22 protein-coding genes and 1 tRNA gene are annotated in these 25,561 nt (G+C 61.7%); 9 read left to right on the top strand and 14 right to left on the bottom strand.

Translation table 11 applies throughout. The features are described 5' to 3' along the window. Nucleotides 1-11: 11 nt before the first annotated feature. The 4 genes from IFT59_RS18180 to IFT59_RS18165 all read left to right on the top strand — a co-directional run bounded on the left by IFT59_RS18180 (nt 12) and on the right by IFT59_RS18165 (nt 3,358). Nucleotides 12-854, top strand: coding sequence for a carbohydrate ABC transporter permease (locus tag IFT59_RS18180; RefSeq protein ID WP_184654288.1), 843 nt, complete (start codon nt 12-14; stop codon nt 852-854). Continuing rightward, nucleotides 851-1,915: a Gfo/Idh/MocA family oxidoreductase gene (locus tag IFT59_RS18175; protein WP_192087717.1), complete on the top strand. Its 1,065-nt coding sequence runs from the start codon at nt 851-853 to the stop codon at nt 1,913-1,915. The genes IFT59_RS18180 and IFT59_RS18175 overlap by 4 nt, the downstream gene beginning before the upstream one ends. A 77-nt stretch (nt 1,916-1,992) precedes the next feature. Beyond that, a complete protein-coding gene (locus IFT59_RS18170) occupies nt 1,993-2,994 on the top strand; it encodes an ATP-binding cassette domain-containing protein (RefSeq protein WP_192087716.1) in 1,002 nt (333 codons plus the stop codon). A gap of 100 nt (nt 2,995-3,094) precedes the next feature. Then, nucleotides 3,095-3,358, top strand: coding sequence for a hypothetical protein (locus IFT59_RS18165; RefSeq protein ID WP_174195392.1), 264 nt, complete (start codon nt 3,095-3,097; stop codon nt 3,356-3,358). A 46-nt stretch (nt 3,359-3,404) separates the two neighbouring features. Here the strand turns inward: IFT59_RS18165 and IFT59_RS18160 are convergent. Further along, a tRNA-Ala gene (locus IFT59_RS18160) sits at nt 3,405-3,480 on the bottom strand. Nucleotides 3,481-3,634: 154 nt separating this feature from the next. Next, nucleotides 3,635-4,024: a TIGR02300 family protein gene (locus tag IFT59_RS18155; protein WP_062454214.1), complete on the bottom strand. Its 390-nt coding sequence runs from the start codon at nt 4,022-4,024 to the stop codon at nt 3,635-3,637. 213 nt (nt 4,025-4,237) lie between these two features. Between IFT59_RS18155 and aroA the strand changes: the two genes are divergently transcribed. The 4 genes from aroA (at nt 4,238) to rpsA (ending at nt 8,768) form a co-directional block, all read left to right on the top strand. Further along, nucleotides 4,238-5,605, top strand: a complete 1,368-nt coding sequence (gene aroA, locus IFT59_RS18150) for a 3-phosphoshikimate 1-carboxyvinyltransferase (RefSeq protein ID WP_192087715.1) — start codon at nt 4,238-4,240, stop codon at nt 5,603-5,605. An 11-nt stretch (nt 5,606-5,616) separates the two neighbouring features. Beyond that, entirely contained in the window at nt 5,617-6,258 is a 642-nt protein-coding gene (locus IFT59_RS18145; RefSeq protein ID WP_192087714.1) for an FMN-binding negative transcriptional regulator, read from the top strand. Beyond that, nucleotides 6,255-6,908: a (d)CMP kinase gene (cmk, locus tag IFT59_RS18140; protein ID WP_062578556.1), complete on the top strand. Its 654-nt coding sequence runs from the start codon at nt 6,255-6,257 to the stop codon at nt 6,906-6,908. Before IFT59_RS18145 ends, cmk begins: the two co-directional genes overlap by 4 nt. 156 nt (nt 6,909-7,064) lie before the next feature. Then, nucleotides 7,065-8,768, top strand: coding sequence for a 30S ribosomal protein S1 (gene rpsA / locus IFT59_RS18135; RefSeq protein WP_062578558.1), 1,704 nt, complete (start codon nt 7,065-7,067; stop codon nt 8,766-8,768). A 95-nt stretch (nt 8,769-8,863) separates the two neighbouring features. On the opposite strand, the gene IFT59_RS18130 is transcribed toward rpsA, so the two are convergent. The 10 genes from IFT59_RS18130 to rimP form a co-directional block, all read right to left on the bottom strand. Beyond that, the gene (locus IFT59_RS18130; protein WP_192087713.1) at nt 8,864-10,756 is read right to left on the bottom strand and encodes a hypothetical protein; all 1,893 of its coding nucleotides are present in this window, start codon (nt 10,754-10,756) and stop codon (nt 8,864-8,866) included. A 177-nt stretch (nt 10,757-10,933) separates the two neighbouring features. After that, nucleotides 10,934-11,560, bottom strand: coding sequence for a ribonuclease D (locus tag IFT59_RS18125; RefSeq protein WP_092663999.1), 627 nt, complete (start codon nt 11,558-11,560; stop codon nt 10,934-10,936). A gap of 459 nt (nt 11,561-12,019) precedes the next feature. Then, on the bottom strand, nt 12,020-13,012 hold the full coding sequence (locus tag IFT59_RS18120) for an Ldh family oxidoreductase (RefSeq protein WP_192087712.1): 993 nt from the start codon (nt 13,010-13,012) through the stop codon (nt 12,020-12,022). Nucleotides 13,013-13,068: 56 nt separating this feature from the next. After that, nucleotides 13,069-13,980 carry a cell envelope integrity protein TolA gene (locus IFT59_RS18115; RefSeq protein ID WP_092663995.1) on the bottom strand — a complete coding sequence of 304 codons (912 nt, stop codon included), beginning with the start codon at nt 13,978-13,980 and terminating at the stop codon, nt 13,069-13,071. Continuing rightward, nucleotides 13,977-14,483 (bottom strand): TonB system transport protein ExbD, encoded by a 507-nt coding sequence (gene exbD, locus IFT59_RS18110; protein ID WP_092663993.1) that lies wholly within the window; start codon nt 14,481-14,483, stop codon nt 13,977-13,979. The genes IFT59_RS18115 and exbD overlap by 4 nt, the downstream gene beginning before the upstream one ends. A gap of 4 nt (nt 14,484-14,487) precedes the next feature. Further along, on the bottom strand, nt 14,488-15,447 hold the full coding sequence (gene exbB / locus IFT59_RS18105; protein ID WP_446737846.1) for a tonB-system energizer ExbB: 960 nt from the start codon (nt 15,445-15,447) through the stop codon (nt 14,488-14,490). Nucleotides 15,448-15,821: 374 nt separating this feature from the next. After that, nucleotides 15,822-18,665, bottom strand: coding sequence for a translation initiation factor IF-2 (gene infB / locus IFT59_RS18100; RefSeq protein WP_192087710.1), 2,844 nt, complete (start codon nt 18,663-18,665; stop codon nt 15,822-15,824). Between the two features lie 100 nt (nt 18,666-18,765). After that, nucleotides 18,766-19,449 (bottom strand): RNA-binding protein, encoded by a 684-nt coding sequence (locus IFT59_RS18095; RefSeq protein ID WP_062578573.1) that lies wholly within the window; start codon nt 19,447-19,449, stop codon nt 18,766-18,768. Continuing rightward, nucleotides 19,446-21,062 carry a transcription termination factor NusA gene (gene nusA, locus IFT59_RS18090; RefSeq protein ID WP_113109286.1) on the bottom strand — a complete coding sequence of 539 codons (1,617 nt, stop codon included), beginning with the start codon at nt 21,060-21,062 and terminating at the stop codon, nt 19,446-19,448. The genes IFT59_RS18095 and nusA overlap by 4 nt, the downstream gene beginning before the upstream one ends. Before the next feature lie 61 nt (nt 21,063-21,123). Further along, nucleotides 21,124-21,726 carry a ribosome maturation factor RimP gene (rimP, locus tag IFT59_RS18085; RefSeq protein WP_192087709.1) on the bottom strand — a complete coding sequence of 201 codons (603 nt, stop codon included), beginning with the start codon at nt 21,724-21,726 and terminating at the stop codon, nt 21,124-21,126. Nucleotides 21,727-22,016: 290 nt separating this feature from the next. Between rimP and IFT59_RS18080 the strand changes: the two genes are divergently transcribed. Then, complete coding sequence (locus IFT59_RS18080; RefSeq protein WP_184654275.1) at nt 22,017-23,666, top strand: MFS transporter; 1,650 nt, start codon at nt 22,017-22,019, stop codon at nt 23,664-23,666. Between the two features lie 18 nt (nt 23,667-23,684). Here IFT59_RS18080 and IFT59_RS18075 read toward each other — a convergent pair whose 3' ends face one another. Then, complete coding sequence (locus IFT59_RS18075; RefSeq protein ID WP_192087708.1) at nt 23,685-24,923, bottom strand: lytic murein transglycosylase; 1,239 nt, start codon at nt 24,921-24,923, stop codon at nt 23,685-23,687. 9 nt (nt 24,924-24,932) lie between these two features. Further along, nucleotides 24,933-25,538, bottom strand: a complete 606-nt coding sequence (recR, locus tag IFT59_RS18070; RefSeq protein WP_113167613.1) for a recombination mediator RecR — start codon at nt 25,536-25,538, stop codon at nt 24,933-24,935. Between the last annotated feature and the right edge of the window lie 23 nt (nt 25,539-25,561).

Below are 25,561 nucleotides of genomic sequence, written 5' to 3'. Positions count from 1 at the left end.
GGCGTCCGGACATGTCCAACAAGGCACGCTCTTCACCGATCCGCTCAAGCCTCGTGCATCTGGCTTTGATCGCCTACACGCTGATCGCGCTGTTTCCGGTGTTTCTCACCATCATCAACTCGTTCAAGGATCGCAATTCGATCTTCCGCAATCCGATGCAGGTTCCGACGCCATCGAGCTTCAGTTTGATCGGCTACCAGACGGTGCTCGGCCAGGCGGATTTCATCGGCTATTTCCAAAACAGCATGATCGTCACGGTCGTCTCGATCGCTCTCGTGCTGCTGTTCGGCGCGATGGCGGCCTTTGCGCTGTCCGAGTATCGCTTCCGCGGCAATACGCTGCTGGGCCTCTATATGGCGATCGGCATCATGATCCCGATCAGGCTCGGCACGGTGGCAATCCTGCAGGGCATGGTCGCATCGGGTCTCGTCAACACGCTGACGGCGCTGATCCTCGTCTATACGGCGCAAGGCATCCCGCTTGCGATCTTCATCCTGTCGGAGTTCATGCGGACGGTCTCCGATGACCTCAAGAATGCCGGCCGAATCGATGGGCTCTCGGAATATGCGATCTTCTTCCGCCTCGTCCTGCCGCTGATCAGGCCGGCCATGGCGACGGTTGCCGTCTTCACCATGATCCCGATCTGGAACGATCTCTGGTTCCCGCTGATCCTTGCCCCCTCTGAGGCCACCAAGACGGTAACGCTCGGATCGCAGATCTTCATCGGCCAGTTCGTCACCAACTGGAACGCGGTGCTCGCGGCCCTGTCGCTCGCCATCCTGCCGATCCTCGTCCTTTACGTCATCTTCTCGCGGCAGCTGATCCGCGGCATCACGTCTGGAGCCGTCAAGTGAGTTCAACCGAAAAGCCGATCCGCGTTCTCGTCGCAGGCCTCGGCAATATGGGGCGCAGCCATGCGCTGGCCTATCACAACAATCCGGGCTTCGAGATCGTCGGTCTCGTCAACCGCTCAAAGCCGACGCTCGATCCGGCCCTTGCCGGCTACGAGATCCATGCCGATTTCCTGACCGCCCTTGCCGACCTGAAGCCGGATCTCTGCGCCATCTGCACCTATTCCGACAGCCATGCGGACTATGCCGTCGCTGCCTTCGAAGCCGGCTGCGACGTGTTTGTCGAAAAGCCGCTGGCAACCACGGTAGCCGATGCCGAGCGCGTCGTTTCCGCCGCCAAGGCCGCGGGCAAGAAGCTGGTGATCGGCTATATCCTGCGCCATCATCCGTCCTGGATCCGCCTCATTGCAGAAGCCCGCAAGCTCGGCCCGCCCTATGTCTTCCGGATGAACCTCAACCAGCAATCGTCAGGCCCCACCTGGGATGTGCACAAGGCGCTGATGCAGACGACCCCGCCGATCGTCGATTGCGGCGTGCACTACGTCGATGTCATGTGCCAGATCACCGATGCCAAGCCCGTGGAAGTGCGCGGCATGGGCCTGCGCCTTTCCGATGAAATCGCGCCCGACATGTATAATTACGGCCACCTTCAGGTCATCTTCGATGACAAGTCGGTCGGCTGGTACGAGGCGGGCTGGGGCCCGATGATTTCCGAGACTGCGTTCTTCGTGAAGGACGTGATGTCACCGAAGGGCTCGGTCTCCATCGTCATGGACCCCAATGCCAAGTCCGACGATATCGACACGCATACCAAAACCTCCGTCATTCGCCTTCACAGCGCCGAGACCGGTCCGGACGGCAGGTTCATCAGGCCCGACGAGGATATGACCATGGCCGGCGAACCCGGCCACCAGGAGCTTTGCGATTTCGAGCAGGCCTATATGCTGAAGGCGATCCGCGAGGATATCGATCTCAGCCGCCACATGGATGATGCGGTCCAGTCGCTGCGCATCTGCCTCGCAGCGGATGAAAGCGCCCGGACCGGCAAGCCGATCTATCTCTGAAAGCAACGCAAGCAATCGTACCGGACGGGTCAGCGTCCGGTACGATTGCACCAAACGACAGAAGTGGGAATACGCTCGTGGGTTCGCTGCAACTGAAATCCATCCGAAAGGCCTTTGGCGACCATGAGGTGCTGAAGGGCATCGACCTCGAGGTTCAGGATGGCGAATTCGTCATCTTCGTGGGCCCTTCCGGCTGCGGCAAGTCCACGCTGCTGCGGGTCATTGCAGGCCTCGAAGATGCGTCATCCGGCTCGATCCGGATCGACGACCAGGAAATGGCAACGACCCCGCCCGCCAAGCGCGGCATCGCCATGGTCTTCCAGTCCTACGCGCTCTACCCGCATCTGACGGTGAAGGACAATATGGGCCTCGGTCTGAAACAGGCCGGAACGGACAAGGCCGAGATCGAGACACGTGTGTCGAATGCCTCGTCGCTTCTGTCGCTCGATCCCTATCTCGCCCGTCGCCCTGCCGAGCTGTCCGGCGGACAGCGCCAGCGCGTGGCGATCGGTCGTGCCATCGTGCGTGAACCAAAACTCTTCCTGTTCGACGAGCCCCTGTCCAACCTCGATGCGGCGCTGCGCGTCCAGACGCGGCTCGAGATCGCCCGCCTGCACCGGCGCCTGAAGGCGACGATGATCTACGTCACCCACGACCAGGTTGAGGCGATGACGCTTGCCGACAAGATCGTCGTCCTCAGCGCCGGCGCGATCGAGCAGGTCGGGTCTCCAATGGAGCTTTACAACAAGCCGGCCAACGTCTTCGTCGCCGGTTTCATCGGCTCGCCGCAGATGAACTTCATCCCGGGCGAGACGCTTTCGGAAAGCGGCATCAAGACCATCGGCATCCGGCCAGAGCATATCGCCCTGTCGCGCGAAAGCGGCGACTGGAAGGCCAAGGTAGTCCATGCCGAGCACCTCGGCGCCGATACCATCCTCTATCTCGAAACCGAGACGGCGGGCCTCATCACGGTCCGTCTGTTCGGCGAGCATCGCTATGGTCCAGACGACATCGTCTTTGCCACACCGGACAAGGCCTCGCTGCACCGGTTCGACGAAAACGATCGAGCGATCGGTTAACCTTTAAATCGGCCGTAACCAGTTTCGTGTTCCACTACCTCCAATGCGGGGAAGCGAACCTTTGCGCTCCTTCCGCGTTATGGGGATGGAGGAAACGGCAATGACGGTAATTTTAATTCTGATTGCAGCGATCGCCACTCTCGCAGGGACCGGCGCCTTGGTGGTTCGCCAGATCGCGGATGCTCGCCGCCAGCAGTACCAGGACGAGGTTCTGGCCTCAGATCTCGGCTATCTGCGCGAAGTCGAGCGCACCAAGAAGCGCTTCCGGCACGCGGCCCACAAAACCCGCAAACTCGCCGCCCGCCGCACCCGGATTCATCAGACGAAAGCTGCGCACAGCACAGCCGCGTACTTCGCGAATTAGGCCTTGTCGGCCTCTATTCAGCAGTCGGTTTGTTCGGAGAAAGATTTGGTGGAGCTAAGCGGGATCGAACCGCTGACCTCTTGCATGCCATGCAAGCGCTCTCCCAGCTGAGCTATAGCCCCATCAGGGTGGTCCGGGTGTTCCGGTCCTTGGGAACTCCGAAGCAGCGATGCTGACCGGAGTGGCGGCTTATTACGTCCGGTTTTCGGAGAGTGCAAGCCTGTTTTTCAAAGCCCGGCAATTTTTCTTCAAATTACCGGGCTTTAGGTCGAAAGATCAATTCTCGTCGTCGTCGCCGCCAACGCCGACAATCCCGGTTACGTCGTCGTCTTCATCGTCTTCGTCGGCTTCGAGGAACGTGTTGTCGTCATCGTCGCCGATATCGACATCATCGTCGTCGCCCAGATCCGGGATGTCGTCGCCGGTTGCCGCATCGTCGGCGTCGTCGGTTGCGACGGGCTCAACAGTTGGGTTCTCGACGTCGACTTCCTCGACATCTTCTTCTTCCGCCTGCTCCAGCTTTGCAGCGGCGCTGTTTTCGGCGAAGAACGACAACGGCCAGGACTTGCCGCTATAGGGGGAAACGACGGGATCGCGGTTCAGATCGTAAAACTTCTTGCCGGTATCCGGGTCGGTGCGCTTGGTTCCGAGTTCCGCTTTAGCCACTATCAAAGCCTCATGAGATGGCCGAACAGGTCGGCGAAGCCGCATAAAGCGGCAATCAATGGGTGAAAAATCTAAGCCGGTCCCCATAAGGCCTGGCGGGCTCCATGTCAAAGACTAACTTTTCCTGAATTCCTTGGCAGGCAGGCTAATGACCCGCCTTTTGCTTTGTGATAACGACGGCGGAAATCAAAGGCATACGAGCAAGGACCGATCATGTCGCATGGGATTGCCCTCAAACCGGCAAAGTCGAGAAGATCGACAAACCTCACCGGGACCGTCCGCATCCCGGGCGACAAGTCCATCTCGCATCGTTCCTTCATGTTCGGAGGCCTGGCTGCCGGAGAGACGCGGATCACCGGCCTCCTGGAAGGCGAAGACGTCATCAACACCGGCAAGGCGATGCGTGCCATGGGCGCGAAGATCGACAAGGTCGGCGCTGAGTGGATCATCCAGGGCACCGGCAACGGCGCGCTGCTGGCACCGCAGGCGCCTCTCGATTTCGGCAATGCCGGCACCGGCTGCCGCCTGACGATGGGTCTGGTCGGCGTCTACGATTTCGAGTCCACCTTTATCGGCGATGCCTCGCTGTCCAAGCGGCCGATGGGCCGGGTGCTCGATCCATTGCGCGAGATGGGCGTCCAGGTGACGTCGATGGCCGGCGACAGGCTGCCCGTCACGCTGCGTGGTCCGCGCACGCCCAACCCCATCGTCTACCGCGTGCCCATGGCCTCGGCGCAGGTCAAGTCCGCGGTGCTGCTTGCCGGCCTCAACACGCCTGGTGTCACCACGGTGATCGAACCGGTGATGACCCGCGACCATACCGAAAAGATGCTGCAGGGTTTCGGCGCCGATCTGACCGTCGAGACGGATGCCGACGGCGTTCGCACGATCCGGCTGGAAGGTCGCGGCGCTCTCAAGGGGCAGGTGATCGACGTGCCCGGCGATCCGTCCTCGACCGCGTTCCCGCTTGTGGCCGCCATCCTGGTGCCGGGTTCGGACGTGACCATCATGAACGTCCTGATGAACCCCACCCGCACCGGTCTTATTCTGACGCTGCAGGAAATGGGCGCGGATATCGAGGTGATGAATGCCCGCAGCGCCGGTGGCGAGGATGTGGCCGACCTGCGCGTCCGCGGCGCCGACCTCAAGGGCGTCACTGTTCCCGCCGATCGTGCACCATCGATGATCGACGAATATCCCGTCCTCGCGGTCGCCGCAGCCTTTGCGGAGGGAACGACGACGATGCTCGGTCTCGAGGAACTGCGCGTCAAGGAGTCCGACCGTCTCTCGGCCGTCGCTGAAGGTCTGAAGCTGAACGGCGTCGATTGCGATGAAGGCAAGGAAACGCTTGTCGTGCGCGGCCGTCCAGGCGGCAAGGGCTACGGCAATCCGTCCGGCGCTGCCGTCGTCACCTATCTCGATCACCGCATCGCCATGAGCTTCCTCGTTCTCGGTCTCGCATCGGAACACGAAGTCACTGTCGACGACGCCTCGATCATCGCCACCAGCTTTCCAGAATTCATGGATCTGATGACCGGTCTCGGCGCGCAGATCGAGAACCAGACCGACGGAAAGATCTGAGGCGCACGCCAATGTACCAACCGCCGCATTTCCGCGAAGACGATCTCGGCACCCAGCATGCGCTGATCCGCGCCTATCCGCTGGGCATGCTGATCACATCGGGAAATTCCGGTCTGCTGGCCAACCCGGTGCCGTTTCACCTCGATGGAGAAGCCTCTGATAAAGGCGTGCTGCGGCTGCATCTTGCCCGGGCGAACAGCCAGTGGAAAGACATCCGCGACGGCGCGACGGTGCTCGCTGTGTTTCAGGGCGCCGACAGCTACGTCACGCCATCCTGGTACCAGACCAAGCAGGAGACGGGTAAGGTCGTGCCCACCTGGAACTATGCCATCGTTCAGGCCCGCGGCCCGGCCCGCATCGTCGAAGACGCCGGCTGGCTGCTTGCCCAGATCGAGGCGATCACCGGCCAGCATGAGAACAGCCGGCCGATGCCCTGGTCCGTCAACGATGCACCAGACGATTTCATTTCCGCCCAGTTGAAGGGTATCGTCGGTGTCGAGATCGAGATCTCGGAGATCGAAGGAAAGTGGAAGGTCAGTCAGAACCGCCCGGTCGGAGATCGCGAAGGCGTTGCCTCCGGACTTGATAACATGCCCGGACAGGACCAAATGGCTGAACTTGTCCGCCGCTACGGAGCCTCCCGCCTGACATGAATTCTGCAGATAACACTACGCCTCTGGTGATCGCAATCGATGGCCCTGCGGCAGCCGGCAAGGGAACCCTGTCGCGCCAGATCGCCGAAACCTACGGCTTCCAGCATCTCGATACGGGCCTCACCTACCGCGCAGCGGCCAAGGCGCTACTCGACCGGGGTCTGCCCCTCAACGACGAGGCCGTTGCCGAGACGATGGCGCGAGACGTTGAACTTGCAGGCCTCGACCGCGAAATCCTCTCGGCCCATGCGATTGGCGAAGCGGCCTCGAAGATCGCCGTCATGCCCGCCGTGCGCCGGGCGCTGGTGGAAGCGCAGCAGGCGTTTTCGAAGCGCAAGCCCGGAACGGTGCTCGACGGGCGCGATATCGGCACCGTCGTCTGCCCCGATGCACCCGTGAAACTATATGTCACCGCATCGCCTGAAGTGCGCGCCAGACGCCGTTACGACGAGATCGTTGGCCGCGGCGATGCCGCAGATTTCGACGAGATTTTTGCCGATGTGCGAAAGCGCGACGAGCGCGACATGGGGCGTGCCGACAGCCCTTTGAAGCCTGCGAAAGACGCGCACTTGCTTGATACGTCAGAAATGGGTATAGAGGCCGCGTTTCAGGCCGCGAAGGCGATTATCGACGCCGCCCTGAAAGGATGATGACCGACCGGATAACCGGCGGCGCATTCGAGCCCGATATCTTAGTCCTTGCGCCGGATTGCCTCTGAACATGACGAGGCGGGCTTGGATTTCGGGTGTGATCAACACGAACCCACGGCGCAATGTGTCCTTGACTGGACACGACCAGGAGATTTCATGGCAGTAACTAACCCGTCGCGGGAGGACTTCGCAGCCCTTCTCGAAGAATCCTTCGCAACCAATGATCTGGCCGAAGGCTACGTTACCAAAGGTCTGGTAACGGCGATCGAAAAGGACATGGCCGTTGTTGACGTCGGCCTCAAGGTCGAAGGTCGCATCGCGCTGAAGGAATTCGGCGTCAAGGGCAAAGACGGTTCGCTGAAGGTCGGCGACGAAGTCGAAGTCTATGTCGAGCGCATCGAAAACGCGCTTGGCGAAGCAGTTCTGTCGCGCGAGAAGGCTCGCCGCGAAGAGAGCTGGGTCAAGCTCGAAGTCAAGTTCGAAGCTGGCGAACGCGTTGAAGGCGTTATCTTCAACCAGGTCAAGGGCGGCTTCACGGTCGATCTCGACGGCGCTGTTGCCTTCCTTCCGCGCAGCCAGGTCGACATTCGTCCGATCCGCGACGTGACCCCGCTGATGCACAACCCGCAGCCCTTCGAAATCCTCAAGATGGACAAGCGTCGCGGCAACATCGTTGTTTCGCGTCGTACGGTTCTTGAAGAGTCCCGTGCAGAACAGCGCTCGGAAATCGTTCAGAACCTTGAAGAAGGTCAGGTTGTTGACGGCGTCGTCAAGAACATCACCGATTACGGTGCGTTCGTTGACCTCGGCGGCATCGATGGCCTGCTGCACGTGACCGACATGGCATGGCGCCGCGTCAACCATCCGTCGGAAATCCTGTCCATTGGCCAGCAGGTCAAGGTTCAGATCATCCGCATCAACCAGGAAACCCACCGCATCTCGCTCGGCATGAAGCAGCTCGAGTCGGATCCGTGGGATGGCATTGCTGCCAAGTACCCGGTTGGCAAGAAGATCTCCGGTACCGTCACGAACATCACGGACTACGGCGCATTCGTCGAGCTGGAGCCAGGCATCGAAGGCCTGATCCACATCTCGGAAATGTCCTGGACCAAGAAGAACGTACATCCCGGCAAGATCCTTTCGACCACGCAGGACGTCGACGTTGTCGTTCTCGAAGTCGATCCGTCGAAGCGCCGCATCTCGCTCGGTCTCAAGCAGACCCTCGAGAACCCATGGCAGGCATTTGCGTTCAGCCATCCGGCCGGCACTGAAGTCGAAGGCGAAGTCAAGAACAAGACCGAATTCGGCCTGTTCATCGGCCTCGACGGCGACGTTGACGGCATGGTTCACCTCTCCGACCTCGACTGGAACCGTCCAGGCGAACAGGTCATCGAGGAGTTCAACAAGGGCGACGTCGTCAAGGCTGTCGTTCTGGATGTGGACGTCGAGAAGGAGCGTATCTCGCTCGGCATCAAGCAGCTCGGCAAGGATGCTGTCGGCGAAGCCGCAACATCCGGCGAACTGCGCAAGAACGCTGTCGTTTCGTGCGAAGTCATCGCCGTCAACGACGGTGGTGTTGAAGTGAAGCTCGTGGCTCACGAAGACATCACGTCCTTCATCCGCCGCAACGACCTGGCACGCGATCGCGACGATCAGCGTCCGGAGCGTTTCTCGGTTGGTCAGGTTTTTGACGCCCGCGTCACGAACTTCTCCAAGAAGGATCGTAAGGTCATGCTGTCGATCAAGGCTCTCGAGATCGCTGAAGAAAAGGAAGCAGTTGCACAGTTCGGTTCGTCCGACAGCGGCGCTTCGCTCGGCGACATCCTCGGCGCGGCTCTGAAGAACCGCGGCGGCGAGTAATCGTTGTAGCTTGAAATGCGAAAGCCGCCGGATCGAAAGATCCGGCGGCTTTTTTCGTGCCCGCTATTTATCTCGGCCGCGTATTGAGCGGCTGCTCAGGTCCATCCAGCCATGCGCCAGTAGAGGTCGTTCGGACGGCTTTCCTTATTGCTGACGTCCGCAGACGCGGCTTCGCCATCGCCGAGATTGTCGTCGTCGGAAGGATCTTTCCCGTCGTCGGGGTGGTCGAACGCCTGGCCCTGGCTGTGGTCGCCTTCGCCATCCTCGTCGATCGCCGTCACCGGCTGCGTCTTGCGGTTTTCGCGCCGCGGCTCGTCGTCCGCCATTGGGTAGGGGACAAAGGGCAGGCCAATCGCCTCGCGCTGCACGAGCGGCAGCGGCACTTGCATCGCTTGGATGTCGGGGTCTGGCACGCCCTCCGGGGCTCCGTTGGCTTTTGCGGCCGTGGTGTGACGTTCTGCAATGCGCAGCAGATCGTCCTCGGGATGCGTTATCCCGGCCGTATGCATTGCGTCTATGTCCGGAGCAGCCGGGGCAGGTTGTCCCTGTCCGGCGGCATGTGCCACCGTTCCACTGCCCCCTCCGCCAAACAGGTTCTTGAAAAGTGCCGCTGTCGAATTCTCGACCGGAGCTCCTGTCGCGAGCAGCGCCGCCTGAAGCGCGCTTGGTGCGATCGCAGACACGAGTTGCGCGAGATTGCTGGGCCATTCCACAGCGGGTTTCGGCGCCGTCGTGGCGTCTCCAAACTGCGGGATCTTCAATTCGTTGTCGAAGGCGTCGATAACCGCTGCGACCAGAGCCCCGGTATTCGTCACGGTCGCGATGCCCGGCACGGCGGTCCGCGGCAGGGCTCCTGGCAAGACTTGCGGCACCGGCTTCGCATCTGCAGCCAAGATCGGTGCGGCTTGCGCAGGCGCCGGGCTCGCGTCCGGCTTGATCGGAACCGCGTTTGGGACGGCGGGAGACGGCGTGGCGGGTTTGGTTTGCAGGTCGGAGGTTGCCGTCGCGGGACCTTCTGATCGGACCGGCATCGGCCGCGCAAGGATCGCCTCGCGGGTCGGCTCTTCCTGCAAGTCAACGAGGGGCGGCAGCAGTTGGGGTCTTTGAAGCTCCTTACCGGGAACCTTAGTGTCAGGAGCCGCGGCGGCTGACCCGCTCGTGGGTGGCGAGAACGGAGCGATAGCTGGTGCCGCTGCACCGGTGGCGGGCGGCGTTGCGCTGGTGGCGGGTGACGTCACCGACTGCGATTTTGCTCCGATATCAGGCAAAGCACCGGGGGATGGCCTGGGGGTCTCTGTACTTGCTGTGTCCGGAGCAGAAGCTGGCAGAGGCACTACCGGCGATGCGGGGCTGGGCGTCGAGGGCTGGAGCGCTGAGGGCGCGGGCGATGATGGGCCGGGCAAGGAGGGGCCAGTCTGGGCAACTGCCGGCGGGGGGCCGGGCCGCGTCGCAGGAGAGGGTGTCGCACCGTCTTTTGGAAGGCTGGCGATTTCATTCTGTCGATACGAGCTGACCGCTGCATTCTCCGCCTGATCGCTATCCGCTACCAGCGCTGCTTCGAGCGACAGGATCAGCCGTGCTGCATCGAGACCTGCCGGGTTCTTGAGAATTTCAGCCAGCAGCGACACGGACATGCCCTTCACCAGCTGGCTTAGCGTTTTCTCGAGCGCTGCAATGTCGTCCGCATTCATGGACTGCACGGTGACAGTCAGGCGCTCCGCGTAGTCTGCCAGCGTCTCGCCGTCGTTTCGTGGTATCTGCAGGATTTGGCCGATCGTTTCCGCGAAGATGGACGACCCGTAGGCGAGCTGCAACTGTCCAGACAGCGAGAGTAGGTTCAGGCGGTCCCCCGTAAGCATTCCGCCTCTGGAGGAGATTGCGGGATCACCTTCTGCGGATGCAGCGATGGAACGCGTTGCCGCAATCGGACGTGCCGAAGAGAGTGGGTCGGCCTGCATGCTTTGCGTAGCACCGACGGGGGTCAGCATGGCGTGCTTCCATCTCTCGCGTGTGAAGGGAGGGGACAACTCGGCCGCACACGACCGCACGCGCAAGGAGCACGCCGAAACTGTGCCGCCATCTCATGGCGCACGATTTGCCGATCAGCAATTTTAAGCGCGCTATGGTTAAATCATCGCTAATCGCTGGTTTTCACGGGCCGATGGTCAGCTGTGCGCAAAAATGTCGGTCTCGCCCCATCCGAGCAGATCGAGCTTTGCACGGGTCGGCAGGAACTCGAAACAAGCCGTGGCGTGTTCGATACGCTCATCGCGGAGCAGGCGTTCGGTCAGCTTGTCGCGCAGCGCATGAAGGTGAAGCACGTCGGACGCCGCATATTCCAGTTGGGCCTGCGACAGGGTTTCGGCCGCCCAGTCGGTCTGCTGCTGCGCCTTGGAGATGTCGACGTCGAGCAACTCTCTCAGATTGTCCTTGAGGCCATGTCGATCCGTATAGGTCCGCACAAGCCGCGATGCGACCTTGGTGCAGAAGACAGGCGTGGTCGTAACCCCGAACGTGTGAAACAGAACTGCGATATCGAACCGTCCGTAGTGGAAGATTTTCTGGTGGGTGGGATCGGCAAGCAATGCGACGAGATTGGGAGCGTCTTTTTGCCCCGAAGCGATCCGGATGACGTCCGCCGTTCCGTCGCCCGGCGATAGCTGCACGACACAGAGCCTGTCGCGGCGGGGAACGAGGCCAAGCGTTTCGGTATCGATCGCGACCGCGCCCGTGTAGCGCGACGCGTCGGAGGCTGGAATATCTCCATGATGGTACCGTATCGTCGTCTTCATGCGTGTCTCCGATGCCTCGCTGTCTGCCGGATAACCTAGAGGAAAGCTCAGGCGGAAGCACGCAGCCAGGACGTCTTATCCCGGACAATGGCTACCGCTTGGCGACGACGAAACACGAACGCGTGAGCAATTGCCCAGCAATGCAGCAAACGCATTGCTGCATTGCAGCAGAGCCTCTTGGCGCACCGGGAAGATATGGCTAGAAGTTTGGTCATCGAACGACGCACCTCCTCCTCCCAGTGTCGTTCGATACGGATCAACAACACCCTCCTCCTCCCAGTTGTTGATCAAGTTTAAAGCCTGGCGCATCCTCCTCCCGCGCCAGGCTTTTCTCGTTTTAAGCCCCCTCAAAATCTCTTGGACGACTGACGCGGCCGCCGCAGAACGCCTTGCTGCGGAAAAGAAAAAGCCAGCGCATCGCTGCACTGACTTGTCCGGCACAATGTTTGGATCTGTAGGTCAGCCCAGAGCTTCGATCGCCTTCATCACGTCGTCATCGATCTGAAGCCCGTGCTGAATGCTTTCGGCACGAAGACCGCGGCCGCGCCGGCCGGGCAGGCGGACACCGTCCTGCTTTGCCATTTCGCTCGCCAATGCCGCAAAGCGTTCTGCCGCGCCGCCACCCGTCGTGGCATCCGGATCGATGACGATCAGCGACTGGCCAAGCGCCGGCGGAGGCCCGGTCTCATCGAACAGCGAGCTTGCCTGGTAGGAGAAATGCGCCCCGCCGATGCCGGCCGCCATCACTTCGACCATGAGTGCAAGCGCTGCCCCCTTGGCGCCACCGGAAGGGGCCATCGTTCCCTTGATCGCGGCAAATGCGTCGGTCGTCGGATTGCCGTCGGTGTCGAACGCCCAGTCGTCGGGAATACTCGTCCCCTTCTGGGTCGCTTCCATCACCTTGCCGCGGGCAACCTTGGAGAGTGCTAGATCGATGACCAGCGGCTCGTCACCGGCAATAGGCGCCGCAAAAGCGATCGGATTGGTGCCGAACAGCGGCACCTTGCCACCCCAGGGGGCCATGGAGGCGGGCGCGTTGGCAAACATCATCGCAACCAGCCCCTGCTCGGCAAAGCGCTCCACGGTCAACGCCATGACGCCTGCGTGGTGAGAGCGATTGATGGCGGCAAAGGCAATGCCCTGTTCACGCGCGATCGCCGGAAGTTCGGAGACAGCGAGATCGAGCGCGGGGTAGGCGAAACCGAAGTTCGCGTCGATCGAAAGAACTGCGGGTCGAGGCCTGCTCGCCTCAGGTCGAGCGTGGCCGTCGACCTTGCCGGTCCGCACCTGTTTGACATAGGCCGGGATGCGGCGAAGCCCGTGACCGGACTGGCCGGCGGCTTCCGCCTGCACCAGGGCGCGGGCAACCGAGCGTGCGGTGCTATCAAGCACGCCGTTGGCTTCGAAAACGCCGCTCACCAGCGTTTCGGCTTCTTCAAGGGTAATTTGCATGGACAAGCTGTTCCGGGAGCGAGTGTTAAGGAGGGCAACCGAACCCGAAAGCACGGCTACTTGCACTCTACCGACTGAGTGACGAGGCTTGCAACACCTGCCGGTGCGATCGGAACAGGCGATGCGCGCCGAACGGCTGAGACGACGTAGTCGTCGATACGCGTATCTCCAGACGATCTGGCAACGGACACGCGCCCGATATTGCCATCGCTATCGAAATTGAAGCTGATCGTCACGATCCCCTTCTGGTTGGACGGGCAGCGGCGGGCATTACGGGCGATCTTCGTGCGCACACGGGTCATCCAGGTGGACGGTGACATCGTCGAGGCCACCGATCCGCTCGAGGTCTGCGCAGCGGCAGTGCGCTCCGACGGCTTTGCCTGAACCTTTGCCTGCGCCTTTTCCTTCTGCGCCTGCGGCTGACGCCGTGGCTTTTCTACCTTCTGGACCGGCTTCGGTGGTGGTGGACGAGTGACCGGCAGCGGGACTTCCACGTTCTCCAACGCTGCGGTGACCTTCTGCTCGATCGGATCGACCGGCTCGGGCGGCGGCGTTTCGACGATCTCCGGCGGCGGGGGCGTTTCCTCCGGCAGCGGCGTCTCGATCACGGGTTCCGGCGGCGGTTCGGGTGTCTCCTCAGCCACTTCCGGTGGCGGTTCGACCGGTGGCGGCTCCTCGATGGGTTCGACCTCTTCGACCGGCTCGGTCTGCTGGGTCTCGACCAGTTGCCGGTCTTCGGTGTCGGTAGCGATCTGCTCTTCGTCTGGGATCGCCGCCTCCGGCTCCGGCGCAAGCTCGATCATGATGGCGGCCTGCGGACCGTTGTCGGCAAGTTCCTCCGGCTCTTGCCTCATCAGAAGCGCTGCGGCGGCAATGTGGACCGTGAGCACAAGGATAGCGGCAGATCCCCACAGGGCGATCTCGCCGATCCGGCTCGCATATCCTCTGCGCTGCATGGCAAGGCTCATGGAGCGCCTCCGGTGGCCGGCGAAGCGGCTGGTGCAGGCCCTGCCGGTGCGGCGGATGTAGACGCTGGCGCCTGTTGGGCACCCGACGCGGCTTCCAACCCGACCAGCGCAATCTTCAGGTAGCCGGAATCACGCAGCAGGTTCATCACTTCCATGAACTGCCCGTAATCGACGGCCTTGTCGGCCCGCAGGAAGATCCGCGTATCCTTGTTGCCCTCGGTCTGGCGGTCGAGATTTGCTGCAAACTGTTCGCGCGCAACCGGATCGTTGCCGATATTGAGCGACAGGTCGTCCTTGACCGTCACATAGAGCGGTTCGTCCGGTCGTTCCGCGGGCTTGGCGCTGGATGCGGGCAGATCGACATTGACGTCGACCGTCGACAGCGGCGCGGCCACCATGAAAATGATCAGGAGCACCAGCATGACGTCGATAAACGGCGTCACGTTGATCTCGTGATTTTCGGGAAGTTCATCGCCGTGATGTTCGCGAATGCCGCCTGCCATGGGTTTATTCCCCCGCGACCAGAGACATCGACGCAGGCCTGCGTCCGCCTGGCGGCACCTTGCGGAAATCGAGATCGCGGCTGACCAGTCGTTCGACACCGGAAGCAGCGTCGGCCAGCAGCTGGCGGTAGCCGGTGACCGAGCGGGCGAAGGCGTTGTAGATGATGACAGCAGGAATTGCCGCGACCAGACCGAGCGCGGTCGCAAGCAGCGCCTCGGCGATGCCGGGCGCCACGACCGCAAGGTTGGTCGTGTTAGACTGCGAAATGCCGATGAAGGAATTCATGATGCCCCAGACCGTGCCGAACAGTCCGACAAACGGACCAACCGAGCCGATCGAGGCGAGAATGCCCGTGCCGCGGGCCATGCGCCGTCCGGAATAGGCTTCGATGCGCGACAGAACCGAAGACACGCGCTCCTTGACGCCACCGGTTTCCGCGTAATCAAGAGCTGCTTCGGAAAGCTCCACCTCTTCCGTCGCGGCACGCAGCATCAGGGCCGCAGGCCCGCCGCGACGGCCCGTCGTCTCAAGCGCTTCCGGCAGCGTATGCGCGCCCTGGATGATTTTCAGGACACGCTTTGCGCGGGTACGGGCGCCCATCAGCTCCAGCGTCTTTGCGATCCAGATCGTCCATGTCAGTAGGGACGCGATGGCAAGGCCGATCATCACGGCCTTCACCACCCAGTCGGCCGCCATGAACATGCCCCAGGGCGAAAGATTGTGAGGAATATCGGCGCGTGCTTCGGGGGAAGGTGCACCCGTTGCAGCCGGAGCCTGCTCGATTGGCGTCACGGAGGGAGCAGCAGGTTCTGCCGGGGTTGCGTCTTGAACGGGTGGCGGGGTCTGCTGTGTCGTAGGAGCAGCGCTTGGAGGAGCAAGGGCCGGCGCCGTCTGTTGTGCCGGACCAGGCGCTTCCGGTGCAGGCGCCTCGACCTGCGCGACCGCATTTGTCGTCATCAGCATCAAGGCCGCAATCGTTGTCACGAGGGGACCTGGCCCGGCAACGCGCAACTGCTTCCTGTAGAGGTGAGACTTCGGCACAACGGACATGGCAGCGATACTCCGACTGGTCGCCGGAAGGCTCAGTTGGCCCAACGGCTCGATATCATTCAGCCGGTCCGAAAACTGAGGGCGGCGGCTTGCCGCTATGCGATAATAAACATGAGTGTGATTGGCAACTATAATCGGGAGAGTATCGCTTAAATTTGACTGCTTCCGTCATGATTTGGTCCGCATGGCCATGCTGCCAGCCGCAGCCTGTCTCCCAAAGCTCCGCACAAACGAAAAAACCGCCGGAGATTTCTCTCCGGCGGTTGATGGGTTCGGCAGCGCTAAAATTACAGCGTGCGCGTGATGTGCTCCACGCGGAAGCACTCGATCGTGTCGCCGGCGCGGATATCTTCGTAGTTCTCGAACGCCATACCGCATTCCTGACCCATCGGCACTTCGCCGACTTCGTCCTTGAAGCGCTTGAGCGTCTTGAGCTTGCCTTCGTGAATGACAACGTTGTCGCGCAGCAGGCGGACGCCTGCACCACGTTCGACCTTGCCTTCGACGACGCGGCAACCTGCAACCTTGCCTGTCTTCGTGATGTTGAACACCTCGAGGATTTCGGCATTGCCGAGGAAGGTCTCGCGACGTTCTGGCGAAAGCAGACCGGACATCGCTGCCTTAACGTCATCCACCAGATCGTAGATGATGTTGTAGTAGCGGATCTCGGTGCCTGCACGCTCTGCAGCTACTCGCGCCTGTGCGTTGGCACGGACGTTGAAGCCGATGATCGCTGCCTCGGTGGACTCGGCAAGTGCCAGATCCGACTCGGTGATCGCGCCTGCGCCCGAATGGACGATGCGGGCGCGGACTTCGTCGGTGCCGAGCTTGTCGAGAGCGCCGATGATGGCTTCGACGGAACCCTGCACGTCGCCCTTGATGAGCAGCGGGAATTCCTTGTAGCCGGTATTCTGCAGCTTGGTCATCATCTGTTCGAGCGAACCGCGCTGACCGGACTGGCGAGCAACCGCCTTGTCGCGGGTAAGCCGCTGGCGATATTCGGAAATCTCGCGAGCACGGCTCTCGTTTTCAACGACGGCAAACTTGTCGCCGGCAGCCGGAGTGCTGGAAAGACCGAGCACTTCGACCGGCATGGCCGGGCCGGCTTCCTTGACGTGAACACCCTTGTCGGTGACGAGCGCGCGGACGCGGCCCCACTGATCGCCGGCAACGATGATCTGGCCAGGCTTTAGCGTGCCCTTCTGGACGAGCACGGTCGCAACCGCACCGCGGCCACGGTCGAGCTGGGCTTCGATGACGATGCCTTCTGCCGTGCGGACCGGATCTGCCTTGAGGTCGAGAATTTCGGCCTGCAGCAGAACAGCCTCGAGCAGCTTGTCGAGATTGGTCTTGTTCTTGGCCGACACTTCGACGTCGAGAACTTCACCGCCCAGCGATTCCACGAACACTTCGTGCTGCAGCAGCTGCTGGCGCACCTTGTCCGGGTTGGCTTCGTGCTTGTCGATCTTGTTGATCGCCACGATGATCGGAACGCCGGCAGCCTTTGCGTGGCTGATGGATTCGATCGTCTGCGGCATCACGCTGTCGTCGGCTGCAACCACGAGGATCGCGATGTCAGTCGCCTGCGCACCACGGGCACGCATGGCCGTAAAGGCGGCGTGACCGGGGGTATCGATGAAGGTGATCTTCTGGCCGTTCTGTTCGACCTGATAGGCACCGATATGCTGGGTGATGCCACCGGCTTCACCCGAAACTACGTTGGCCTGGCGGATCGCGTCGAGAAGCGAGGTCTTGCCGTGGTCGACGTGACCCATGATCGTCACGACCGGAGGACGCGAGACCATTTCGCCAGCGTCGTCCATCTGGTTGAAGATACCTTCTTCAACGTCCGATTCCGAAACGCGCTTGACCGTATGGCCGAATTCACCAGCGATGATTTCAGCGAGATCGGCGTCGATAACGTCGCCGGCCTTCATCATCTGGCCTTCCTTCATCAGGTACTTGATAACGTCGACGGCGCGTTCAGACATGCGCTGCGACAGTTCCTGAATGGTGATGGTTTCCGGCAGGATGACCTCGCGCATAACCTTTTCGCGGGTTTCCTGCATCTGGCTGCGGCGGAACTTTTCCTGCCGGCGGCGCATGGCAGCCATCGAACGACCGCGGCCGGTGCCGTCATCATCGGTGCTGGCAGCAGTGATTGTCAGCTTGCCTTGGCGACGGCCTTCTTCGACCTTCGGGCGTGTTGGTGGCTTGGCAGGAACGGGCGCTGCAACGCGGCCGCGACCTGGAATGGTCCGGGCAGGTGCGCGATCCTCTTCCTCGTCGTTGCGGCGACCACGTCCGATGACGGGGGCGGCAACAGGTGCGGCTCCAGGCGTCGGGCGAGCCGAGTTACGGTTGTCTTGTGTATTTGCGTTGCGATCTGCAGCGGCTGGCGCTGGCGCGACGGGTGCCGGACGCAGAGCTTCCTCGGCAGCGCGTGCCTTGGCTTCTTCGGCCAGACGTGCTGCCTCGGCTGCTTCTTCGACCTTGCGGCGCTCGTCTTCTACCTTGCGGCGTGCATCATCCTCGACGCGCTGCTTGGCTTCGACCACATCGCGCGCCTGGGCTTCGACGAGTGCGCGACGGCGTGCATCCATCTCGCTTGCGGACAGGTCGTGCAGGACAGCACCACCCGAACGCTGCGGCTGGCGCTGCGGCTGTGACGGCTGCTGCGGACGCTGGCCCTGATGCGACGAGGGACGCTGACCCTGCGATGACGAAGGGCGCTGGCCCTGCGAAGAACCGGGGCGGTATCCCTGCGATGAAGGCTGCTGAACGCGTGGCTGCGGCGGGCTAGGCTGGCTGACGGGTGCAGCAGGGGCGGGGGGTGCAGGTGCGGCGGCGGCCACAGGGGCAGCTGGTGCCGGCGCTGCAGGGGTTGCCGGCTGCGGGCGTGGCGCTACAGGAGCGGCTGCCTCGACTGGCCGAGGGGCCGGTGCTGCGATCGGTGTAATTGGCTTTTCGTCGAGCGGACGGGTCGGACGGCGCTTGACCGTCTCGACGACGACCGCCTTGGTCCGGCCGCGACCCATGTCCTGGCGCACAGTACCCTGGGTCACACCCGATGGTTTCAGGGTAAGGGTCTTCTTCACGCCCAGTGTCTTGTCGTCGTTGTTATCAGTCATTCCGTTCCTGTTCCTTCGGACAGGAACAGATGGAAGCCATCAGTGCCTGTCGTTCAATTCGTACATATCGATGTGCGTCCGGCAAAAACCGGTAACCGCGTCATTGTTTCGGCATGTCAGCGACACCTTTTGTCTGGGACAGACCGCCCTTGCGGTACTGTTCAAGTAGGTTTGCGCGTTTCACTACACCTTCACCCGCCTGTCCCGCAAGCGCGCAGGCATGGATAAAAGCATTCTGGCCCATCACTTCGTCCAGTTCGGCCCCCGTGAAGAGCAAAAAGGATGGAATTTCTTCCTCGGCATTCGAGCCGAATTTGAAGGCCTTGCGGGCCTGATCGATCTTCCGGATACCGTCTGCCGCAGCGTCTGAGGCATGAAAGACGGCAATCGCGCCGCCGGAGCGAACTGCGGCATCGACCTTCGTCGCGCCCGAAATAAACTGGCTCGCCTTGCGGGCCATGTTCATCATGCCGATCAGATCGGCCGCGAGCAGTCTGTCAACCGTCGCCCCCAGATCGGCATCCGCCTTAGCGTCCGTCTTCAACGCGCGGGCGAAGGATTTCTTCTGGACCGCCCGGTCGATCAACGCCCGTTCGGCCTTTACCCAGCAGCCCCGCCCCGGAAGGCGACGCTTGAGATCGGGAACAACCTGGCCATCAGGCCCGGCCACGAAGCGGATCAGCGTTTCCGGTGATCCGGCTTCACGGGTGACGATGCAGGTACGGTCATTCACGATAAGCTCGTCGTCTGCATCGTCGTCTGGTTCATTGCCAATCGGGATCATTCCCGCTCGGCGGCAGGCGCCTCCTCGGCGTCTTCGGCCTCTGGTGCTTCTTCGGTGGCAAGATCCGCTTCGGTGATCCAGCCAGCCAGCAGGCGGGCCTGCACCACCATGTTTTCAGCTTCGGTGCGCGAAACCTCGAACTTCGAAAACAGACCTTCGAACTTCTTGGTCTCGCCGTCCTTGCGCTCGCTCCAGCCGACAAGGTCGTCAGCCGCGCAGCCGGCAAAATCCTCGATCGTCTTGATGCCGTCTTCGCCAAGCGCGACCAGCATCTGACCGGTCAGGCCGTCGATCTGCTTCAGTTCGTCGGCAACACCGAGTGCGACGCGCTTTGCATCGTTTTCAGACTCGATCCGCTCGAGATATTCGCGGGCACGGGTCTGGATCTCGGTCGCGGTATCTTCGTCAAAACCGTCGATCGAGGAGATTTCGTCGAGCTCGACATAGGCAAGCTCTTCAACGGCGGCAAAGCCTTCGGACGCCAGCACCTGGCCAACCATCTCGTCGACATCGAGCGCGTCCATAAACAGGTTGGTGCGCTCGTTGAATTCCTTCTGGCGGCGCTCCGATTCCTCGGCTTCCGTCATGATGTCGATATCCCAGCCGGTCAGCTGCGATGCAAGGCGGACGTTCTGGCCACGACGACCGATCGCCAGCGACAGCTGCTCGTCCGGAACCACGACTTCGATCCGCTCGCTGTCTTCGTCGAGAACAACCTTGGAGACTTCTGCCGGCTGCAGCGCGTTGACGATGAACGATGCCGGATCCTGGCTCCACGGAATGATGTCGATCTTTTCGCCCTGCAGCTCGCCGACGACGGCCTGAACGCGCGAACCGCGCATACCGACGCAGGCGCCGACCGGATCGATCGACGAGTCGTTGGAAACGACAGCGATCTTGGCGCGCGAGCCCGGATCGCGGGCAACGGACTTGATCTGGATGATGCCGTCGTAGATTTCAGGCACTTCCATGGTGAACAGCTTCACCATGAACTGCGGATGGGTACGCGACAGGAAAATCTGCGGGCCGCGCTGTTCGCGGCGCACGTCGTAGACATAGGCGCGAACGCGGTCGCCGTAGCGCATGTTTTCGCGCGGGATCATCTCGTCACGGCGAATGATGCCTTCGCCACGACCGAGGTCGACGATGACGTTGCCATATTCGACGCGCTTGACGGTGCCGTTGACGATTTCGCCGACGCGGTCCTTGAACTCGTCGAACTGACGGTCACGTTCCGCTTCGCGCACCTTCTGGACGATGACCTGCTTGGCAGACTGGGCAGCGATACGACCGAAATCCATCGGCGGCAGCGGATCGGCGATGAAGTCGCCAATCTTGGCGTCAACGTTGCGATCGAGCGCCAGCGTCAGCGGGATCTGCGTGCCGTAATCCTCGGCGACATCGACCACTTCCAGCAGACGCTGGAGACGGATCTCGCCGGTCTTGGAATTGATGTCGGCACGGATGTTGGTTTCCGAACCATAGCGCGAGCGGGCGGCCTTCTGGATGGCGTCGGCCATCGCAGCCAGCACGATTTCGCGGTCGATGACCTTTTCGCGGGCTACTGCATCTGCGATCTGCAGAAGTTCAAGCCGGTTTGCGCTCACTGCCATTGTCGTTGGTCTCCGTAAGTCGAGCTATGTGCGACCTTCTCAAAGGAAGGCGTGCTGTCGGTTATTCTTCGTCAGTGTGTTCGTCGGTTTCGTCGTTCTGATTGGCGGCCTGCTGCTTGGCCGCTTTGTCAGCCCGCAACGCGTCGCGGATCAGTTCGTCGGTGAGGACAAGCTTTCCTTCGGACAGCGCCGTAAACGGAATGAGCAAATGCTGTGTCTCGCCATCGGCGACCTGATCGCGGTCGATCGTGAAGCCCTCGGACGTGACGTCGGTGATCTTGCCGCGAAAACGCTTGCGATTGTCGACCAGGATCGACGTCTCGCATTTCACGATATGGCCGTTCCAGCGCTCGAAATCGGACTTGCGCACCATCGGGCGATCGATGCCGGGCGACGATACTTCGAGATGATACTCGCGATCGATCGGATCTTCCACATCGAGAACGGGCGAGATCGCCATCGAGACTTCTTCACAGCCCTCGACATCCATCGTGCCATCGTTGCGTTCGGCCATGATCTGCAGCGTCGCGCCATTCTGATTGAGCATCCGGACGCGCACGAGGCGGAAGTCCATGGATGTCAGAACGGGCTCGATGATCTCGGCCACTCTGAGTTCAAGCCCGGTCTCGACGATCAGGCGCGGTTCGCTGTCGGTTTGTGGCATGCGCCCTCCGAATTCGTGCTCCCTGTCCGGTTTCCGGACGAGGGGGAGAAAAGCGATCGCCTAACAAAAAAGAGCGGGTCCGGGAGGGCCCACTCTTCATCGGACGATCAAGAATATGGCCTGCATATACGCTTTCACACCGGCGATTGCAAGACCGCCGCAAGACTCGTCGCATTCGCTCCGGTCCGTGATGGGGTTGGTGACGGCAGATCTCCATCATCAGGCATTTTAGGACATGACGCGGGTGGAATTTGTGGTCTTCAGGTCTATAACCCTTTGGTGACAGTGCCATGATGGGAGGAAGAGACTTGCCCGATCGGATTTCGACGCTGGCGCCGTTTCGGCTGCCGACGTTCCGAATGATCTGGATTGCCAGCATCGCGTCGAATTTCGGTGGGTTGATCCAGGCCGTCGGTGCCGCCTGGATGATGACGGCGATCGCCAGTTCGCAGGACATGGTGGCGCTGGTGCAGGCGTCCAACGCGTTGCCGATCATGCTGTTTTCGCTTGTCGCCGGGGCATTGGCCGACAATTACAATCGCCGAAGCCTGATGCTGACGGCGCAGGTCTTCATGCTGACCGTGTCGATTGCGCTGACGGTGTTTGCCTATCTCGGCCTGCTGACGCCGTGGCTTCTTTTGATGTTCACCTTCCTGATCGGCTGCGGCACGGCGCTCAATAACCCGTCCTGGCAGGCCTCGGTCGGCGATATCGTACCACGCGAAATCCTGCCGACCGCAGTGACGCTGAACAGCGTCGGCTTCAACATCACCCGCAGCGTCGGCCCGGCGATCGGCGGCGCGATCGTCGCAGCAGCAGGGGCTGCCGCCGCCTTCGCGGTCAACGCGATGAGCTATTTCGCGATCATCTATGCGCTGTTTCGCTGGAAGCCGCAGCGTGCCGACGATTCGCTTCCGCGCGAAACTTTGCTGCGGGCACTGTCTGCCGGCCTTGGCTACGTCGCGATGTCGCCGAACATTCTGAATGTGCTGCTGCGCGGCCTGCTGTTCGGCCTGACCGCAAGCGCCATTCTGGCCCTTCTGCCGATCGTCGCCCGCGATCTCGTGTCCGGTGGCCCGTTCACCTACGGCATCATGCTGGGCGCTTTTGGCATCGGCGCCGTCGCCGGTGCCATTGCCAATGCGAGGCTCAGGGAAAAGTTCTCGAGCGAATGGATCGTCCGGTTCGCGTTCGTCGGCTTTGCCGCAAGTTCCGCCGTGATCGGCGCAAGCACGAACACGACACTGACGGTGATTGCGCTCTTGTTCCCAGGCGCCTGCTGGGTTCTCGCGCTATCGCTGTTCAACACCACCGTCCAGCTCTCCACCCCGCGCTGGGTCGTGGGGCGGGCCCTGTCCTTCTACCAGACGGCAACCTTCGGCGGCATTGCTGCGGGCAGCTGGATGTGGGGTCTACTTTCCGAAAACTTTGGCGCCTCGGTTGCACTGTCCATCGCGAGCTTGGCCATGCTCGTCGGCGCTCTCGTCGGATGGCGCATGCCGCTGCCACAGTTCGGCGATGTCAATCTCGATCCGCTCAACCGCTTCAACGCGCCGCTTCTGAGCCTCGCGCTGCAGCCGCGAAGCGGGCCGATCGTGCTCCAGATCGATTACCTGATCGGCGAGGCGGACATCCCCGAATTCCTGACCCTGATGGCACGCCGCAGACGGGTGCGGATCCGCGACGGTGCAAGGCAGTGGGCCTTGATGCGCGATCTCGAACATCCCGACGTCTGGACGGAGACCTATCATACCGCCACCTGGGCAGATTACGTGCGCCACAATCAGCGGCGCATGCAGATGGATGCGGAGATCTGGGACGCGATCCGCAAGCTGCATCAGGGCGATGAGGAACCGAAGGTTCATCGCATGATCGAGCGGCAGACGATCCCGCCGCCCTCCGACATCATGCACAAGCCGCATATCGACCTTCACCACTAAGGCGAAGGCTGTGGTCCGTTACTTGAGCCGGCTTTTCAGCGATGCATCCGGATAGCAGGTCGGCGTCAGGCCATTCTTGGCCTGCCAGTCGCCAAGCGCCCGGCGGGTTTTGAAACCCGGCAGACCATCCACGTTGCCGACATCATACCCCTTGGCCACCAACGCCTTCTGCATGGCAAGCACGTCGGAGCGAAGCATCTTGCCAACGTCACCCCACGAGCCCTCAAAGGCGCCGGCACCATGGGCGATACGATCAGCCAGATTGCCGATGAACAGCGCATAGAGGTCGGAGTTGTTATATTCCTTCAGCACGTAGAAATTCGGCGTGACGACGAATTCCGGTCCGTTGCGGCCGGCAGGTACCAGCATCATGCCGGATGCCTTGAGATCCGCCGTAGGAAAGGCCTTGCCGGAGATGCGGGTAATGCCCGTCGCCGCCCAGGCGGAGATCGGCTTTGCCAGATCCGGGCCTTCCTGGGCGCAGGAAACCTTGGCAGGAATGGAAACCTCGAAACCCCAGTCACGCCCGCGCTGCCAGCCTTCCTGCTGTAGATAGTGGGCGATCGATGCTAGCGCGTCGGGCACGGAATTCCAGATATCCGGGTGCCCGTCCTTGTCGAAATCGACGGCGTATTTCAGGTAGCTGGTCGGCATGAATTGCGGCTGGCCGAGAGCGCCCGCCCACGAACCCTTCATCGTCGCCGCATCCACGTCGCCGCGCTCGATCATCATCAGCGCTGCGATCAGCTCCTCGCGGAACATCGGTTTGCGGGTGGACATGAAGGCCTTGGTCGCGAGAACCTCGATCGCCGAATACGGAAGCCGCGCCTTGCCGAAACCGGATTCGCGACCCCAGATGGCGACGACGATCTCACCCGGAACGCCGTATGCTGCCTCGATCCGCTTCAGCGTTGCAGCATGCGTCGACGCAAGGCCACGGCCCGTTGCCGCCAGTCCCTGCAGCCGCTTTTCGGAGAAATAGGCGCCGGGCGAAGAGAACTCGGCCTGACTCTGATCCTGGCTCTTCGGCGGCTTTGATCCCGGCGGCACCAGATCAGGCAGGCTCCAGTTGAGCGAGATCCCGCTGAAGGCGGTCTTCATCGTCCGCTCGGAAATGCCGGCCTTGCGAGCTTCCGGCCCAAGATCGCTGGCGATCCATCGCTGGAACTGCTTTTCCACATCCGGCTTGTTCTGGGCCAAGACGGGTAGGGGAAGCAGACAGATGAGGGTGCCGAGGGCGATAAGTGTCTTGCGCATTATGTCTCCTCAGATCGCCGTTCGTGCCCGAAGTGCCGCCGTCAGCGTGCCTTCGTCGAGATAGTCGAGCTCGCCGCCGACAGGAACGCCATGCGCCAATCGGGTGATCTTCACATCGATGCCGGCCAGCTGGTCGGTTATATAGTGTGCTGTGGTTTGTCCCTCGACCGTGGCGTTGACGGCGATGATGATTTCCTTGACCACGCCTTCGCTCACCCGGTCGATCAGGCCGCGGATGTTGAGATCATCGGGTCCGATGCCATCGAGCGGCGACAGCGTGCCGCCCAGTACATGATAGGCCGCGTTCATTGCGCCTGCGCGCTCCAGAGCCCAGAGATCGGACACGTCTTCGCACACGATCAGCGTCGACTGGTCGCGTCGGATATCGGTGCAGACCGTGCAGGGATCGGACGTATCCACATTGCCGCAACGCGAGCAGATCTTCACCTTGTCATAGGCTTCGCCCATCGCGTTCGACAGCGGACCGAGCAACTGGTCCTTCTTCTTGATGAGATGCAATGCCGCCCGGCGGGCCGAACGGGGGCCGAGACCCGGTACTTTCGCCAGAAGCTGGATGAGTTTTTCGATTTCGGGGCCGGTGACTCGCTTTGCCATGGTTCTCCTTTAGCCCATATGCA

Origin of the sequence: Rhizobium sp. CFBP 8752 (assembly GCF_014842035.1) — a bacterium.
Lineage (GTDB): Bacteria > Pseudomonadota > Alphaproteobacteria > Rhizobiales > Rhizobiaceae > Neorhizobium > Neorhizobium soli.
Note: the sequence above shows the minus strand (reverse complement) of the source record. Positions and strands in the feature narration are given on the sequence as shown.

Coding starts and splice junctions, on each gene's coding strand:
- IFT59_RS18180 (WP_184654288.1), top strand. CDS start 12: ATGTCCAACAAGGCACGCTCTTCACCGATCCGCTCAAGCCTCGTGCAT.
- IFT59_RS18165 (WP_174195392.1), top strand. CDS start 3,095: ATGACGGTAATTTTAATTCTGATTGCAGCGATCGCCACTCTCGCAGGG.
- aroA (WP_192087715.1), top strand. CDS start 4,238: ATGTCGCATGGGATTGCCCTCAAACCGGCAAAGTCGAGAAGATCGACA.
- IFT59_RS18145 (WP_192087714.1), top strand. CDS start 5,617: ATGTACCAACCGCCGCATTTCCGCGAAGACGATCTCGGCACCCAGCAT.
- cmk (WP_062578556.1), top strand. CDS start 6,255: ATGAATTCTGCAGATAACACTACGCCTCTGGTGATCGCAATCGATGGC.
- rpsA (WP_062578558.1), top strand. CDS start 7,065: ATGGCAGTAACTAACCCGTCGCGGGAGGACTTCGCAGCCCTTCTCGAA.
- IFT59_RS18130 (WP_192087713.1), bottom strand. CDS start 10,756: ATGCTGACCCCCGTCGGTGCTACGCAAAGCATGCAGGCCGACCCACTC.
- IFT59_RS18125 (WP_092663999.1), bottom strand. CDS start 11,560: ATGAAGACGACGATACGGTACCATCATGGAGATATTCCAGCCTCCGAC.
- IFT59_RS18120 (WP_192087712.1), bottom strand. CDS start 13,012: ATGCAAATTACCCTTGAAGAAGCCGAAACGCTGGTGAGCGGCGTTTTC.
- IFT59_RS18115 (WP_092663995.1), bottom strand. CDS start 13,980: ATGAGCCTTGCCATGCAGCGCAGAGGATATGCGAGCCGGATCGGCGAG.
- exbD (WP_092663993.1), bottom strand. CDS start 14,483: ATGGCAGGCGGCATTCGCGAACATCACGGCGATGAACTTCCCGAAAAT.
- exbB (WP_446737846.1), bottom strand. CDS start 15,447: ATGCTGATGACGACAAATGCGGTCGCGCAGGTCGAGGCGCCTGCACCG.
- infB (WP_192087710.1), bottom strand. CDS start 18,665: ATGACTGATAACAACGACGACAAGACACTGGGCGTGAAGAAGACCCTT.
- IFT59_RS18095 (WP_062578573.1), bottom strand. CDS start 19,449: ATGATCCCGATTGGCAATGAACCAGACGACGATGCAGACGACGAGCTT.
- nusA (WP_113109286.1), bottom strand. CDS start 21,062: ATGGCAGTGAGCGCAAACCGGCTTGAACTTCTGCAGATCGCAGATGCA.
- rimP (WP_192087709.1), bottom strand. CDS start 21,726: ATGCCACAAACCGACAGCGAACCGCGCCTGATCGTCGAGACCGGGCTT.
- IFT59_RS18080 (WP_184654275.1), top strand. CDS start 22,017: ATGATGGGAGGAAGAGACTTGCCCGATCGGATTTCGACGCTGGCGCCG.
- IFT59_RS18075 (WP_192087708.1), bottom strand. CDS start 24,923: ATGCGCAAGACACTTATCGCCCTCGGCACCCTCATCTGTCTGCTTCCC.
- recR (WP_113167613.1), bottom strand. CDS start 25,538: ATGGCAAAGCGAGTCACCGGCCCCGAAATCGAAAAACTCATCCAGCTT.